The organism is Streptomyces sp. NPDC111507 (assembly GCF_055638955.1).
In genome coordinates this window covers 511,889-525,961 of record NZ_JBVKBU010000003.1, presented here as the reverse complement: position 1 = coordinate 525,961, position 14,073 = coordinate 511,889, and the positions used below count along the sequence as shown (strand labels likewise).

The 14,073-nt window shown below is 66.3% G+C and carries 10 protein-coding genes; 3 read left to right on the top strand and 7 right to left on the bottom strand.

Annotated features, from left to right (window positions below):
• Positions 1 to 54: 54 nt before the first annotated feature.
• The 3 genes from ACZ7M2_RS15005 to ACZ7M2_RS14995 all read left to right on the top strand — a co-directional run bounded on the left by ACZ7M2_RS15005 (position 55) and on the right by ACZ7M2_RS14995 (position 7,083).
• Complete coding sequence (locus ACZ7M2_RS15005) at positions 55 to 2,325, top strand: helix-turn-helix transcriptional regulator (RefSeq protein WP_471595593.1); 2,271 nt, start codon at positions 55 to 57, stop codon at positions 2,323 to 2,325.
• A gap of 481 nt (positions 2,326 to 2,806) precedes the next feature.
• A complete protein-coding gene (locus ACZ7M2_RS15000) occupies positions 2,807 to 4,609 on the top strand; it encodes a LamG domain-containing protein (RefSeq protein ID WP_471595592.1) in 1,803 nt (600 codons plus the stop codon).
• 83 nt (positions 4,610 to 4,692) lie between these two features.
• Positions 4,693 to 7,083: a pectinesterase family protein gene (locus tag ACZ7M2_RS14995; RefSeq protein WP_471595591.1), complete on the top strand. Its 2,391-nt coding sequence runs from the start codon at positions 4,693 to 4,695 to the stop codon at positions 7,081 to 7,083.
• A 171-nt stretch (positions 7,084 to 7,254) separates the two neighbouring features.
• On the opposite strand, the gene ACZ7M2_RS14990 is transcribed toward ACZ7M2_RS14995, so the two are convergent.
• From ACZ7M2_RS14990 to ACZ7M2_RS14960, 7 genes are all read right to left on the bottom strand, one after another.
• A complete protein-coding gene (locus ACZ7M2_RS14990) occupies positions 7,255 to 8,151 on the bottom strand; it encodes a hypothetical protein (RefSeq protein WP_471595590.1) in 897 nt (298 codons plus the stop codon).
• A gap of 96 nt (positions 8,152 to 8,247) precedes the next feature.
• Positions 8,248 to 10,794 carry a bifunctional FO biosynthesis protein CofGH gene (locus ACZ7M2_RS14985; protein ID WP_471595589.1) on the bottom strand — a complete coding sequence of 849 codons (2,547 nt, stop codon included), beginning with the start codon at positions 10,792 to 10,794 and terminating at the stop codon, positions 8,248 to 8,250.
• Entirely contained in the window at positions 10,791 to 11,207 is a 417-nt protein-coding gene (locus tag ACZ7M2_RS14980; protein WP_471595588.1) for a PaaI family thioesterase, read from the bottom strand. The genes ACZ7M2_RS14985 and ACZ7M2_RS14980 overlap by 4 nt, the downstream gene beginning before the upstream one ends.
• A complete protein-coding gene (gene cofD / locus ACZ7M2_RS14975) occupies positions 11,204 to 12,208 on the bottom strand; it encodes a 2-phospho-L-lactate transferase (protein WP_471595587.1) in 1,005 nt (334 codons plus the stop codon). The genes ACZ7M2_RS14980 and cofD overlap by 4 nt, the downstream gene beginning before the upstream one ends.
• Positions 12,209 to 12,224: 16 nt before the next feature.
• Entirely contained in the window at positions 12,225 to 12,557 is a 333-nt protein-coding gene (locus ACZ7M2_RS14970) for a hypothetical protein (protein ID WP_471595586.1), read from the bottom strand.
• Positions 12,554 to 13,243, bottom strand: coding sequence for a GTP cyclohydrolase II (gene ribA, locus ACZ7M2_RS14965; RefSeq protein ID WP_471595585.1), 690 nt, complete (start codon positions 13,241 to 13,243; stop codon positions 12,554 to 12,556). Before ribA ends, ACZ7M2_RS14970 begins: the two co-directional genes overlap by 4 nt.
• An 8-nt stretch (positions 13,244 to 13,251) precedes the next feature.
• Positions 13,252 to 14,043 carry a nitroreductase family protein gene (locus ACZ7M2_RS14960; RefSeq protein ID WP_471595584.1) on the bottom strand — a complete coding sequence of 264 codons (792 nt, stop codon included), beginning with the start codon at positions 14,041 to 14,043 and terminating at the stop codon, positions 13,252 to 13,254.
• Positions 14,044 to 14,073 lie beyond the last annotated feature (30 nt).

Sequence of the window (14,073 nt, the reverse complement as noted above, 5' to 3'; positions counted from 1 at the left end):
GATAATTGTGCTCGATGGGTTGCTATATGAGGTGGCGATCGGGAGGCAAGGGCCATGGTCAATGTGGCGTCACGGGGTGGGAATCTGCCCGCGGCCTTCACCAGCCTCATCGGTCGACAGCCGGAGGTCACCGAGATCGGCAGCCTGCTGGGGAAAGCTCGACTGCTGACGCTCACCGGGGCGGGTGGGGTCGGAAAGACCCGGCTGGCGCTGACGGCCGCCGCCATCTCGGCAGAGACTTTTACGGACGGGGCTTGGCTGGTTGAACTGGCCTCGGTGCGGGAGCCGGTGGCTGTGACGGATGTGGCCGCGACCGCGCTGGGCGTGCCGGACCTGGGTGACCGGCCCGCTGTGGAGCGACTCGCGGCGTATCTTGCGCAACGGCGGTTGCTGATGGTGCTCGACAACTGCGAGCATCTGGTCGGGGCTTGTGCCGAGATGGCTAAGGTGCTGCTGTCAGCCGCTCCGCAACTGCACATCCTGGCGACGAGCCGCCATGCGCTGGGCCTCACGGGCGAGCACGTCTTCACAGTTCCGCCGCTGCCGCAGAAGGATGCGGCGGTCCTACTCCAGGACCGGGCCGCTGCCGTTCGGCCTGGGTTCGAGCTCAGCGAGGCGAACCGGGCGCCGGTCGCCCGGCTGTGCGCAGGCCTGGATGGTCTACCGCTGGCGATCGAACTCGCCGCGTCCCGGTTGCGCACGCTCACCGTGCAGGAGATGGCGGACCGGCTGGAGGATCGCTTTACTCTGCTCACCAGCAGGAACCCGACCGCGCGGCCGCACCAGCGAACACTCCGCGGGGTGATCGACTGGAGTTACGAGTTGTGCGCTCCTGCTGAGCGGCTGCTGTGGAATCGGCTGTCCGTATTCGCCGGCGGATTCGATCTGGATGCTGCCGAGAGAGTCTGCGCGGGCGAGGGGATCACGGAGCACGGGGTGCTGGACCTTCTGGACCGGCTGGTCCTCCAATCTGTCGTTTTGACTACCGAGAGCGACGGGCTGTCGCGCTACCGACTGCTGGAGAGCGTCCGGCAATACGGCCAGGAACGGCTCAGGGAATCGGGCGAGGAAGACGCGCTCAAGCGACGGCACCAGGACTTCTATCTCGCCCTGGCCCAGCGCATCGACGAGGGTTGGTTCGGGCCCGGTCAGGTCGAGGCGCTGGCTCGGCTGCGGGTCGAGCACCTCAATCTGCTGGCGGCCCTGGATCACGACGCCGATCCACAGGCCAGGCTCGCGTTGGCCACGGCGCTGCTTTTCCACTGGTGTGTCGGTGGGTTCCTCAGCGAGGGGCATCGTCAGCTAGACCGGGCCCTCAACGCGGCGCCCGACCACACTCCGGGGCGGGGCCGTGCGCTGATGGTCGCCGCATGGGTGGCGCAAACGCAGGGGAATCTGGTTGTGGCCGACCGGTGGCTGGACGAGGCCGAGGAGTTGGCTGAGCGGTTGGGTGATCCTGCGCTGCGGGCCCGTGTCGGAGGCTTCCGCGCCGTTTCGGCCCACTACTGGGGGCGACCGGAGGAGAGCGTCGCCCGGTACGAAGACGCGTTGGCTGCCCACACGGCACTGGGCGATGAGCGCGATTCGATCGTCTGGTTGCTTGCGGAGGCCTGCGTCCAGGCCTATGCCGGCGATCCTCGCGCGACGAGGACGGGCAGGCAGCTGATCGCCGTCTTCGAAGCGAGCGGGGAGCGGTGGGCCCGTGCGCAGGCGCTGATGGCGCTTGGCCACCATGCCTGGGCCTGTGGTGACAATGAGGCCGCGGAGGCGCTGGCTCGGTCCGCACTGGAGGACATGCGGGGTTTCAACGACCACGCGATGGTGGCGCGCATGCTGGAACTGTTCGCTTGGGCCACCGCGTCCGGTGGCGACCACCTGGGGGCAACCCGATTGTTGGGTACCGCGGGCGCCCTCTGGGAGGGGGCCGCAGGCACCGGCATATCCGCGTTCGGCCCTCACATGGCCGAGCAGCACACGCACTGTGAGAAGGCCGCCGTAGACGCCCTGGGTCCGGAGGCATACGCACAGGCATTCACAGAAGGCGGCCGTCACGGCGTCACTCCGGACCAGGCCGTCCAGTTCGCCCTGGCCCCTGCTTGTGTGCTGGCCTCGGAGGACGCCGCATCAGGCCTGCTCACCCGGCGCGAAAGTGAAGTGGCGGCGCTCGTCGCGAAGGGGCTGAGTAACCGTCAGATCGCCTCCAGCCTCGGGCTGTCGCTGCGTACTGTCGACTGGCACATTCAGAACGTCCTGTCCAAACTTGACTCCGGGTCCCGCGCGCAGATCGCCTCCTGGTGGTGCCTGACCCAAACACCCCGCGCGTAGTGCCCCACGGCGCACTTCATCGAGCGACTGCGAGACGGGTGGCGACGCCGCTCGAGCCAAAGGCGCTGCCCCGCCGACCTGATGGGTGCGGCGAGCGGCCACTCGGGAGGCACTGAGTCCAGGCGACAGGCGGATACCCTCCGTACGCGGTCCATGGCGAACAGTGAAACCCGGTACCTGCCTCCCGTACCCCGCAGAACTACTGGCTGGTTCCTGGCGTACCCCCATGTCCACTATTTCTCGCGCGCAGCACCTCGATACGGAAGCCGGCATTGGCGGCGATGGCGACGCCAAACATCGGATAAGGGCTGGTTCGCGGTGTTCTGCCCGCTCAGTACGGGTTCAGGAAGTACGGCAGGCGCGGACTTTCACGATCACGGGCTCACCGTGATCCGAGGGCGACCGCGCCTGCTGGTGCACCCGGACTCGACGCCCGCAGCCGTTGATCCGCACGGCTGAGCAGCGCTGTGAAAGGAAAAGCATGCGACGAAGAAACGTGGTCAGGGCCATGCGCGCCCGCGTGACCGCGGCCGGCCGAGGCCTCAGAAGAGAGGAGGGCCCGCGGCGTCGGCGGGGCGTGGTCGCGGGTATCGGTGCGGCCATGGCCGCTGCGCTGATGGCCGGGGGACTGACGCTCGGCGCCAGCACGCCTGCCCAGGCGGACATCACCAATGGTCTGCTCCTGTGGTACAAGCTCAACTCCACGACGGCCTCTGGTGCGGCTGACTCCTCGGGCCACAACAACGACGGCACGATCTCCGGTTCGGTGGACTGGCACGGTGACGAGGGCCTGGCCTTCGACGGCAGCAGTACCTACATCAAAATGCCCAACAACATCATGTCCGGGCTGAACTCGATCACGGTCGCGTTCGATGTGTGGATCGACCCCTCCATGGGCACGCCCTACTTCTTCTACGGGATGGGAAACACCAGCAACGGCAACGGCAACGGCTACCTGTTCTCCACCGGCAACCAGTTCCGCACCGCCGCCACGCTCACTGACTGGAGCGGTGAGCAGAACACCAGCCTGCCGACCTCGTACCAGCTGGACCGTGGCATGTGGAAGCACGTCGCCTACACCCAGACCGGCACCACCGGTGTGCTGTACGAGAACGGGGTGGAGACCGGCCGCAACACCCACGTGACCATCACACCGGGCTCGATCGGAAACGGGACGACCACGGCGGACTACATCGGGCGTTCGCTCTACTCCAATGACAAGTACTTCAAGGGCCGGATGCGTGACTTCCGCATCTACGACCGGTCCCTGGCGCAGAACGAGGTGTCCGAGCTGGCCAACCGTGAGGTAGTGGAGTGGCAGCAGCTGCAGGCACTCGCCGACACCAACGGTGCGCTGGCGCTGTTCAAGGCGGACACGGGCCCGGAGATGGTCTTCCCTTCGGACTACCCGGATGGCAAGTTCTGCACGAACTGCCTGGTGCCCCCCACGGAATGGAAGTCCGAGTACGGGGTCACTCCCTCATCGTGGCCTCAGCCGGCGACCGTGCAGCGCAGTCAGTTCACCCAGCAGCAGATCAGTGACATCGAGGACGCCGTCGTCGCACAGGTGCAGCCCAGCTCGGACACGTTGGTGCCGGACACCACCTACAAGCTGGCGTACTTCTACGACGGCAAGAGCGACCGGGTGGTGGTGCAGACCGACGCGCCTTCATCGGTCACCGACCCGCTGAAGACGACCTACGCCGGCAAAGTCACGATCGAGGCCTCGGACAACGGCTCGGCGGCCAAGTGCACACAGGAGGATCAGACCGCAAACCAGGTGTCGGCAAACGCTGCCACTCCGGACTTCGGAGTGGCCGACGATCGCACCGATCAGCAGTGGGAACAGCTGGAGGCCCTGCGGGACTACAACTGTGCTCTGGCCGTGTTCGAGGACCCCACCATCGGACCGGTCCTGATCTTCCCGTCGGACCGCACCGACACGACCGTGAAGAACCCGCCGAACTGGACTTCGGAGTCCGGGCAGACTCCCACGTCATGGCCGGTGGTGACCACCGCGAAGAGCCCTCTGTTCACTGTCGACCTAGTCAAGAAGATCCAGGAGGCGGTGATGGACAAGCTGTCACCCGAGGCCGTCTCCGACGGTGTCACGGGATACAGCGTGTCGGTCCACTACGACGGTATGTCCGACCGGGTGGTGGTGGAGACCGACGCGCCCGCATCGGCCACGGATCCGCTGGTGAGCGCTTACCCCGGCAAGATCACCATCAAGGCGTACACGCCGCCCACGGCTGCCACACCGGGCGCCGAACTGACCGAGTAGAGCGGGTCACGCCCCACCGTGGGCGATGAAACGACCAGGACCACGCACGCCCGCTCCGTCGGTGCGTCAGAAAAGGACAGAAGATGAGAATTCGCCTCTCCGGGGCGAGCCGCGGCACGCATCGGAAAAGAAGAAGAATCCCCAGCCTCATGCTCGTCGGCGCGATGATCGCCGGCGTGCTCAGTGTGGTCTTTTTCGTGACCCCGCCGCACGCCTCCGCCGCGATCGAGGACTGGAAGCCCGCCAACTGGAACATGCAGGGCAGTCAGAACGGACAGGACAACAAATGGCAGTCCGGTGTCCGGAGGCTGATCAACGACGGCCATAACGTGATCGCTCTCCAAGAGGCCGGCGCCCCGCCGGCCTCCGCAGGACGCCTCAACCCCGTGACCGGCCGCATCGACCCGGGAGAGGTGGAGTACGAATATAACTCGCGGAGCTTCACGCTCACCCGCACCAGGCGAGACGGAACGACTTACACTACGGTCCAAGGGCCGTACACCATCATGCGGTATTCCTGGCAGCCGAACGGTAGTCGCGGCGGCACGTACAACATCTACTGGATGCAGACCGACTTCGGTGCCAACCGGGTCAACCTCGCCATCGTCACCAACACCCGGGCGGAGGGAGTCAACTACGCCGCGCCCGGTCTTCCGGGAGGCCGGCCGTCATTCGGCGTAAGACTTGGCACCGGCTCCGACAGTACCTACTTCTGGACCGTCCACGCATTCTCCGGCGGTGGCAACGACGGCCCTCACCTGCTCAGCAACATCGCGGCCGCCTCGGGCACCAGGCAGTGGGCCGCCATGGGCGACTTCAACCGACTGCCTGACAGGATGAACCAGGATATATCGGCGGGTATGCACATGTACCGTACCGGTCAGCCCACCCACTACGGCGGTAGCGGCACCAACAACGAACTCGACTACATGGTCGCGAACACGCTGATCCGGAGTTTCACGCCCGGCACCACCGACCTCGGCTCCGACCACCGCGCCGTTTTCTACTACACCCTGCGGGCAGGCGCGGACGTGAACCTGAGTCTGGGGTCCCAAAACAACGCCACGGCAACCACGGTGAGCGACGCTGGGGGGGAGAGTGACTTGGTGACGGCCTGGGACAGTGTGACAGGCGAGAATTTTCCCGAGGCGAGTTGGCGTCTCAACCAGGTTGCCGGGGGTGAGTGGTATGAATTGCGGAGCAACGCCAACGGCGATTGTATGGATTTCCAGGATTCCTATGTGAAGTACAAAACCTGCAATGGCAGTACTGCGCAGAGGTTCATCTTCGAGATCTGGACGGACACAGGGCAGTTGAAGATGATCCCGCTCAACGGGAACACCTGTGTCGGAGCGGACCCCTTCCGCGACGACGAGGGGCTGGCCACTTATCTGTCGACCCAGCTCGACTGCAACGACGGCAAGGCTCGGCTCGGCTTCCGGTGGGACCACGATCCTGGGTCCGGGGCCACTGGTGCCCTGGTCGATGTGGGGTTGCCGCACGATGAACTGGTTCAGGGCACGGATACCTTCACGGTCGCGGCCGACGGCTCCGCCCAGTTCACCACCGTGCAGGACGCGATCAACGCCGTTCCCGTGGACACCAACCCGCACACCATCATCGTCAACAAGGGCACTTACAACGAGGCCATCACCGTCCCGAAGAACCTGACCAGCCTGACGATCAAGGGTGCCACCGGCAATGCCGAGGACGTCAACATCACCTCCGGCCGCGCCCACGGAACGCTCAAACCCGACGGCACCCCGTACGGCACCGAGGGCAGCGCGACAGCCAGCTTCAAGGCACCCAATCTGAGAGTCGAGAGCCTGACGATCACCAACTCCTTCAACCCCAGCGCCCATCCGGAGATCAGCCCCTACGACACCCAGGCCGTCGCACTTGCCGCCACGGGTGACCGGCAGGTGTACACGAACGTCCGGATCATCGGGCGCCAGGACACGGTGCTGGCCAAGTCGCCGGTCGCCACCGACCAGACCCGGCAGTACTTCCGCAACGTCTACATCCAGGGTGCGATCGACTTCATCTTCGGCAACGCCACCGCGGTGTTCGACCATGCCAACATCGGCATCACTGCCTGGCCCGGCGGCACCATCACGGCACCGAACACCGACCAGGCCCAGAAGTACGGAATCCTCATCACCAACAGCAACATCTACTCCTCGGCCGCGGCCAACACGTACTACCTCGGCCGACCCTGGCACAACACGACGACCGCCCAGCCCCAGGCCGTGATCCGCGACAGCACCCTGCCTGCCGCGATCACCACGGCGCAGCCCTGGACCAACATGACCACCGACTACACCTGGCAGCAGGCCCGGTTCTTCGAGTACCACAACAACGGTGCCGGAGCCGGACTGAACTCCAACCGACCCCAGCTGACCGACGCACAGGCCAACGACTACACCGCAGCCAAGTACCTTGCCGGCACCGACGGCTGGAACCCCACCTGGTGACCACCCTCATATCGCGGTGAACCACGACAGGACCGGGTCAGCGTAGTTGGACGCTGCTGATCACGTCGGGGGAGTCGCCACTCGGCCCCGCTGAGCATCTGCTCAGCGGGGCCGAGTGCTGCGAGCCACCCGCTTTCTCCTCGGCTGAGCTTGCCGATCCAGGCGCAATCCTCATTTCTGCACGTGGCCAGCTTCGTCCTGCGCGAAGTGAGGAAATGGGCACTTACCGGGGGGGAACGTTCCCAGTTCTTCGATACGGTAGCCATTCGGGTAACGCTTCTTGGCCAACTGATCGGACGGGCTTACGCCGGGCTTCCCGGGGCCGGTCACCTTCACCGCGATCCTCCACATGGTGGCGAACGCATTCGCCATTCGGCGCGGAACTACTGGATACCCGACGGCCTTGAGGATGCGAGGGTCCACGGCAGACAGTGCAATCATTCGCCCTATCGGTCGCAGCCTCGGCGAGAATTGCGACAGCGTCCAATTCCACAAAACGTCGTAGAGGACCTTGTTCTGCGCCTCGAAACGGGCGCATTCGTTCAAGTAGGCGTCATAGAGTCGCGCCATCCCCTCGTAAGTGTAAGGCACTCCAGAAACATTCATGTGTTTCGACCGCGCTGCGGCATGCCTGACAAATGCCTCCCTTTCCTTGGGGTGCATTTTGCGCCAGCCAAACCGTTCGACGATCCGACTCATCTGGACTGTCTCGACAGTTGACACGAACAGGAAGTCTTCGGCGCGAATCGGATACATCTTGTGCATCTGATTCATTCGCCTTAGTGCTGCCCGACCGTCCCCGTGTTCGAACCCTTTGGCGAACATGGCATCCATCAGGACGGTGGTGTCGGTGGTCCGCTTGTCGAAGTCGGTGAAGACTTCGCTTTGGATGAGGATACGACTCATCGTCGGAATCGCGTAGGTTACCCCGAATCCTTCGAGACCGGACCAGGCAAGAGCCATCCCGAAATCCTCGAAGAACAGCTCAAGGATGCGTGAATGATCCTTCGCCGGATCAAGAGAGTCGATTTCGATCCAATTCTTCCACCGTACGCCGCGTCGCTTCATCGCTGCCCGCCTCCCTCATCGACGTCGTCCCTTTTTGACGGTACTGGGAGAAATTCAGGGCCACCAGTAACACATCGTTAACAGTGCATCATCGGCTTATCGCGAGGATGCAGGTTTCGCTACCACGACCGGCGTCTCCTGGGACGCGTACAAGGTTGTGCGGCGACGGGTGGGGCGGCCGATGCCCATGGCGATCGCTTCCAGTTCCAAGGCCGTCTTCGCGGAACCGTGTTCGCTGCCCGCCATGCGGGAAATGGTCTCTTCCATGAGGGTGCCACCCAAGTCGTTGGCTCCGGCCGACAGCATCGCCTGCACGCCGGAGACGCCGAGCTTCACCCAGGAGGTCTGAATGTTGTCGATCCGCCCGTGCAGGAGGAGCCGGGCCATTGCGTGCACCGCGAGGTTGTCGCGGTCGGTCGGTCCGGGCCGGGCGACGCCGGCGAGGTAGATCGGCGAACTGTTGTGGACGAAGGGAAGCGGCACGAACTCGGTGAAACCGCCTGACTCGTCCTGGAGTCGAGCGAGCCGCCGCAGGTGTGCCACCCAATGGGCGGGAGTGTCAACGTGGCCGTACATCATCGTCGACGACGACCGGATGCCGAGCGAGTGGGCGGTGGTGACGACATCGATCCATGTCGCGGTCGGCAGCTTGCCCTTGGTGAGGACCCACCGCACGTCGTCGTCGAGGATTTCCGCCGCCGTTCCCGGAATCGTGTCGAGGCCGGCGTCGCGGGCCGCGGCGAGCCACTCCCCGATGCCCATCCCCGAGCGGGTGGCACCGTTGACGATCTCCATGGGGCTGAATGCATGCACGTGCATTCCTGGTGCCCGACGCTTGACTTCGGCGATCAGGTCGAAGTACGCGGTGCCGGGCAGGTCCGGGTGGATACCGCCCTGCATGCACACCTCGGTCGCACCGAGGCGCGCTGCCTCCTCAGCCCTGCGGCCGACCTCGGCGAGAGAGAGGGTGTAGGCATCGGCATCTGTGCGGCGCTGAGCGAAGGCACAGAAGCGGCAGCCGGTGTAGCAGACGTTGGTGAAGTTGATGTTGCGGTTCATCACGTAGGTGACCGTCTCACCCACCGTGTCTCGGCGTACCTGATCGGCCAGCGTGACGACCGCCTTCAGGGCCGGACCGTCACAGGTGATCAGAGCGAGTGCCTGGGGTTCGGTCAGTGCGCTCGGCGCTCGCTCCGCCGCCCGCAGGGCCGCCGCGACCTCATGGCCAAGGCGTTCCGGGGCGCGGGATGCGGAAGCGATCCGTCCGGCGTCCGCGAGCACCTCGTCCCAGTTCCCGAAGGCAGCGTCGAAGTCAGAGCGGCGGTCGGCGAGCCGGCCCTCCGTGTCGATGGACGAAGCCAGGTTCGTACGCCCCGACGAACCCCAGCCTGGGTCGGGCTCCTGCCAGGGCAGTCCGGCCGGACGGGCCGAGGCGCGGGCCAACCCCGTGGCGGGATCGGCCAGTGCGGAGACGTGCGGCAGGACGCGGGGATCGATCCACGGCTCGCTGACGCGGACGTACTCCGGGTGCACGGTGAGACGTTCGACCAGCTCGAATCCGCACTTCCCGGTCGCTTCCCGCAGCTGGTCCAGGTGTGGCCAGGGACGTTCCGGATTGACGTGGTCGGGCGTCAGCGGCGACACCCCGCCCCAGTCATCGGCACCAGCGGCGAGCAGCGCCGGCAGTTGGTCCAGGGCGGACAGGTTCGGCGGCACCTGGATGCGGGCGCCTGGACCGAGCAGCAGCCGGGCCACCGCGACCGCGGCCAGATGCTCCTCGAACGCCACGTCCGGAGTGGAGCGCATGGCGGTGTCCGGCTTCGTGCGGAAGTTCTGGACGATGACCTCTTGAATGTGCCCGTAGGCGCGGGCGGCATTCCGGACGGCGAAGAGCGACTCGGCCCGTTCGTCGGCGTCCTCGCCGATGCCGACCAGAATCCCGGTGGTGAAGGGGACGTTGAGCCGACCGGCGTCGTCCAGGACTCGCAGCCGTACGGCGGGGTCCTTGTCGGGGGATCCGAAGTGCGGCCCGCTGGGCTCCTCGTGGAGCCTGCGCGACGTCGTCTCGAGCATCATCCCCATGGACGGGGCGACTGGTTTCAGGCGGTTGATCTCCTCCCAGGACAACACCCCCGGATTGAGATGGGGCAGCAGGCCGGTCTCTTCCAGGACCCGGATCGCCAGCCCCCGGACATAGGCCAGGGTCGTGTCGTATCCAGCCTCGTCGAGCCAGGCTCGGGCGGCGGGCCAGCGATCCTCAGGCCGGTCTCCGAGTGTGAACAGTGCTTCCTTGCAGCCCAGTTCGGCCCCACGACGACAGACGTCCAGGACCTCGTCGACGGACATGAACGGGGCGTGCCCATTTCGGCGCAGCCGGCCGGGGGTCCTGACGAAGGTGCAGTAGTGACAGCGGTCCCGGCACAGCCGCGTGACCGGGACGAACACCTTGGGCGAGTAGGTGACCGTATCCGGCCGTCCGGCAGCGGACAGGCCGACATCGCGGACGCGTGCAGCGGCGCCAGTGAGTGCTGTGAGGTCGTCGCCGCGGGCCTCCAGCAGGACGGCTGCTTCCGCCGGGTCCAGTGTGACACCGTCCCTGGCCCTGCGCAGTGCCCGGCGCATCGCGTTTGCCGTCGGGGTCATCGGGTCTCCCCGGCTGGTGAGTGCGTTGTTCGCCGCTCGTCGATGTTCAGCAGGCGCACCGTCCCGCAGGCGACCAGGTCGTCCTTGTCGTTGGTCACCTCGACGGTCCACAACTGCAGGCTCCTGCCGCGGTGCACCGGGATCCCGCAGGCGCGGAGGACACCGGAAACCGCGGGGCGCAGGAAGTGCACCTGGTTCTCGACACTGGTCGTCGATCTGCCGTGGCCGGCATTGAGCTCGGCTCCGGCACCGACCGTGCTCTCCACCAGTGCCGCGAACACCCCGCCGTGCAGGACGCCCGCGGACTGGTGAAGCTGCGGCGTCACGGTCAGGGTGGCGACCACGCGGGTCGGATTCCGTTCCTCATACCGGATCCCGAGGAGTTCGTCGATGGGGTGCGGTTCGCTGGTCAATGGTTCGCTCCGTTAGGGGTGGACGCCGTGCGGAGTGGCTGAAGGGGTGTCCTGGGTCGCAGGGAGAGCACTCGCCGGATCACGTCGTCGCCCACTGCCGGGTCCGCGACGAGTGTCGAGGCCATGAGGACGTCGATTCCTCGGGCGGTGATGGCAGGTTGCTCGTCGGCGTCGGCCAGGTCGAGAACGAACGTGTCGCACAGGTCGCCGTACAACGAGGCCACGGCGGAGGCGGTGTGCGGCAGCCCCCGGGCGTGCAGCAGGGCGGCCCGGCTGTCGGCGCGGCGCCGCTCCCCCGGGTCGGTGATGGGGATGCCCGATACGACTGGGGTGACCGCGACCACCGGTGCCCGCGTTCCGCGCAGGGCGTCGCGTATGCCGGCTATCGCGAGGATCGGGCTGATGCTGGCGAGGGGGTTGCTTGGCCCAAGCACCACCAGGTCCGCGGATGTGATGGCTTCGAGGACACCAGGGGCGGGCCGGGCATCGGCGACGCCGGCATACGACAGCTCACACACCTGCTCTGTGGCAGCTCGCCGGACGAGGAACTCCTGGTAGTGCGAGACGCTTCCGTCGCTGGTGTGGACGTGGGTGGCGACCTCGTCTTCGGTCACCGGCAGGACGCGTGAGCGGATGCCCATCGCGTCGACGAGCCGGCGGGTGATCTCGGACAGCCCTACGCCCTCGCGCAGCAGACCGGTGCGCAGCAGGTGGGTGGCGAGGTCTCGGTCCCCGAGGTTGAACCACACGTCGTGGCCGAGGCCGCCGAGTGCGTCCATGCAGCGGAAGGACTCCGCCGCAAGGCCCCATCCGCGTGCCGTCGAGTGCCGGCCGGAGAGGGTGTAGAGAGTGGTGTCCAGGTCGGGGCAGATCCGCAGGCCGTGGATCCAGAGGTCGTCCGCGGTGTTCACGACGATGGTCAGTTCGGCCGGGTCGACGTGGCGCAGCATTGCCTGCCAGAAGCGGGAGGCACCGATGCCGCCTCCGAGTATCGTGATCATGTGTCTGCCGCCCGTCTCAGAGCCAGTCGGGCTGTTCGGGCGGGATCCGGCGGCCGTTGGCGATGAAGAACGAGCGGATCACGTTGCCGCGGGCCAGCTGAAGGTGCCGGGGACCTGCGAACAGAGCGGAGAACTCCTTGACCCGGTCACTGTAGAAGCCGCGCTTGCGGTATTTGCGGGTCACCTCGTCGAAGATCTCGGCGACCATCTGGTCCGGGGTGCGCTCGACGAACTCGGCGAACTCACGGAGCGTGGCGAGCCGGGTCTCGCGCGCCTTGGCGTCGAGATCGGTCAAGCTCTCCGCGTACCGTCGGACGGTTGTCAGATCGTTGAAATCGGGCGCAGTCATGGGTAGCTCCTCGGCACTGCTTCGTCGATCTCGGCGAGGAGATGTCCCATCCGAGACCGCTTGATCTGCAGGTGGCGCAGGTTCTGCTCGTTGGGTGTGATCACCAGGGGCACGCGGGTGCTCACATTGATGCTGTACCGGGTGAGGGCTTTCACCTTGTCCGGGTTGTTGGTGAGCAGCCGGACTCCTGTTATCCGAAGATCCCGCAGGATCGCGGCGCCCACTGCGTAGTCGCGCCGGTCGACCGGCAGGCCGAGTGCCACATTGGCGTCGACCGTGTCCATGCCGCGGTCCTGTAACTGGTAGGCGCGCAGTTTGGCTGCGATGCCGATGCCCCGTCCCTCGTGTCCTCGCAGGTACACCACGGCGCCTCTCCCGGCGGCGGCGATCAGTCGCAGGGACTCGGCCAGCTGCGGACCACAGTCACAGCGCAGCGAGCCGAGGATGTCCCCGGTCATGCATTCGCTGTGCAACCGGACCAGGGTGTCCTCACCGGCGGGGGCGCCGACCATGAAGGCGAGGTGTTCGGCTCCGTCCGCCGCCTCGTAGGCGAGGCAGTTCACCTCGCCGTGGGCGGTCGGGATGCGTGCCTCGGCCTGCCGGAGCACCGTGTCTGGTGCGCTGAAGATTTCAGCCGACCGCGGTGGAGCCGGCATTCCGGGGACCGCCGCAGTGGGGAGTTCCATGTCCGTCATCAGTCGGGGAGGCCGAACATCCCCGCGAGAGCCCGGAGTTCGGCCTTGCGGTGAGGCAGCGGCGCCAGCGCCTGGACCATGCCGGCCGCCGTAATCTCCTCGACGACGGCGGGGTCGCGCCGGAAGCTGGCGCCCCAGGCCCCGTCGAAGTACAGCTGCTCGAAGTCGGGGCGGGGTCGCTGCCCACCGGCCTCCGGCCCCTCTGCCGAGTAGCCGACGAGCTGGATCTGCGTCGGCACCACGTGCGCCGGCATCCCGAGCAGGTCGCGGATCTGATCGCGGCGGCCGGTGACCAGGCCCGTGCCGAGCCCCTCGTCCGTGGCGGCGAGCAGAGCGGAGCCGACCCCGAGGCCGCACTCGAAGGCACTGAGCCACTCTGCGAAGGTCCGGTCGCCCGCGAGCACGTTGAAGTCGGGGGTCTTCATCACCACGCTGTCGACGAACTCCTCGCTCCAGCCATAGCTGGAGGTGAGCGCACCGGCTTCGATCAGCTTCAGCAGGGTGGGACGCAGCGGCTCCCAGCCGGTGATGTCGGTGCACCAGACGATGGCGACCGGCGCCTGGTGGGCCTGCGGCTGGTTGTAGACCGCGTCGATCAGTTCGTCGCGGATCTTGTCCGGCGTCTCGCCCTTGGTGACGACGACGGCCTTGCGGACCTCTGCGGCGTTTCCGTGGTGCGACTGCAGACGTACGGCTTCGAGGATCTTCTGGATCTTCTCCTTCTCCACCGGACGCCACGCCTGGTAGTAGCGGGTCGTACGGCGTGTGCCCACCGCGCGTTTGAACTCCATTGTCTCTCCCTGATGTTGATGGAACAGCGT

Excerpts from the sequence above, each read along its gene's own strand:
- ACZ7M2_RS15000 (WP_471595592.1), top strand. The coding sequence starts at position 2,807 with ATGCGACGAAGAAACGTGGTCAGGGCCATGCGCGCCCGCGTGACCGCG.
- ACZ7M2_RS14970 (WP_471595586.1), bottom strand. The coding sequence starts at position 12,557 with ATGACTGCGCCCGATTTCAACGATCTGACAACCGTCCGACGGTACGCG.
- ACZ7M2_RS14990 (WP_471595590.1), bottom strand. The coding sequence starts at position 8,151 with ATGAAGCGACGCGGCGTACGGTGGAAGAATTGGATCGAAATCGACTCT.
- ACZ7M2_RS14985 (WP_471595589.1), bottom strand. The coding sequence starts at position 10,794 with ATGACCCCGACGGCAAACGCGATGCGCCGGGCACTGCGCAGGGCCAGG.
- ribA (WP_471595585.1), bottom strand. The coding sequence starts at position 13,243 with ATGGAACTCCCCACTGCGGCGGTCCCCGGAATGCCGGCTCCACCGCGG.
- ACZ7M2_RS14960 (WP_471595584.1), bottom strand. The coding sequence starts at position 14,043 with ATGGAGTTCAAACGCGCGGTGGGCACACGCCGTACGACCCGCTACTAC.
- cofD (WP_471595587.1), bottom strand. The coding sequence starts at position 12,208 with ATGATCACGATACTCGGAGGCGGCATCGGTGCCTCCCGCTTCTGGCAG.
- ACZ7M2_RS14995 (WP_471595591.1), top strand. The coding sequence starts at position 4,693 with ATGAGAATTCGCCTCTCCGGGGCGAGCCGCGGCACGCATCGGAAAAGA.
- ACZ7M2_RS15005 (WP_471595593.1), top strand. The coding sequence starts at position 55 with ATGGTCAATGTGGCGTCACGGGGTGGGAATCTGCCCGCGGCCTTCACC.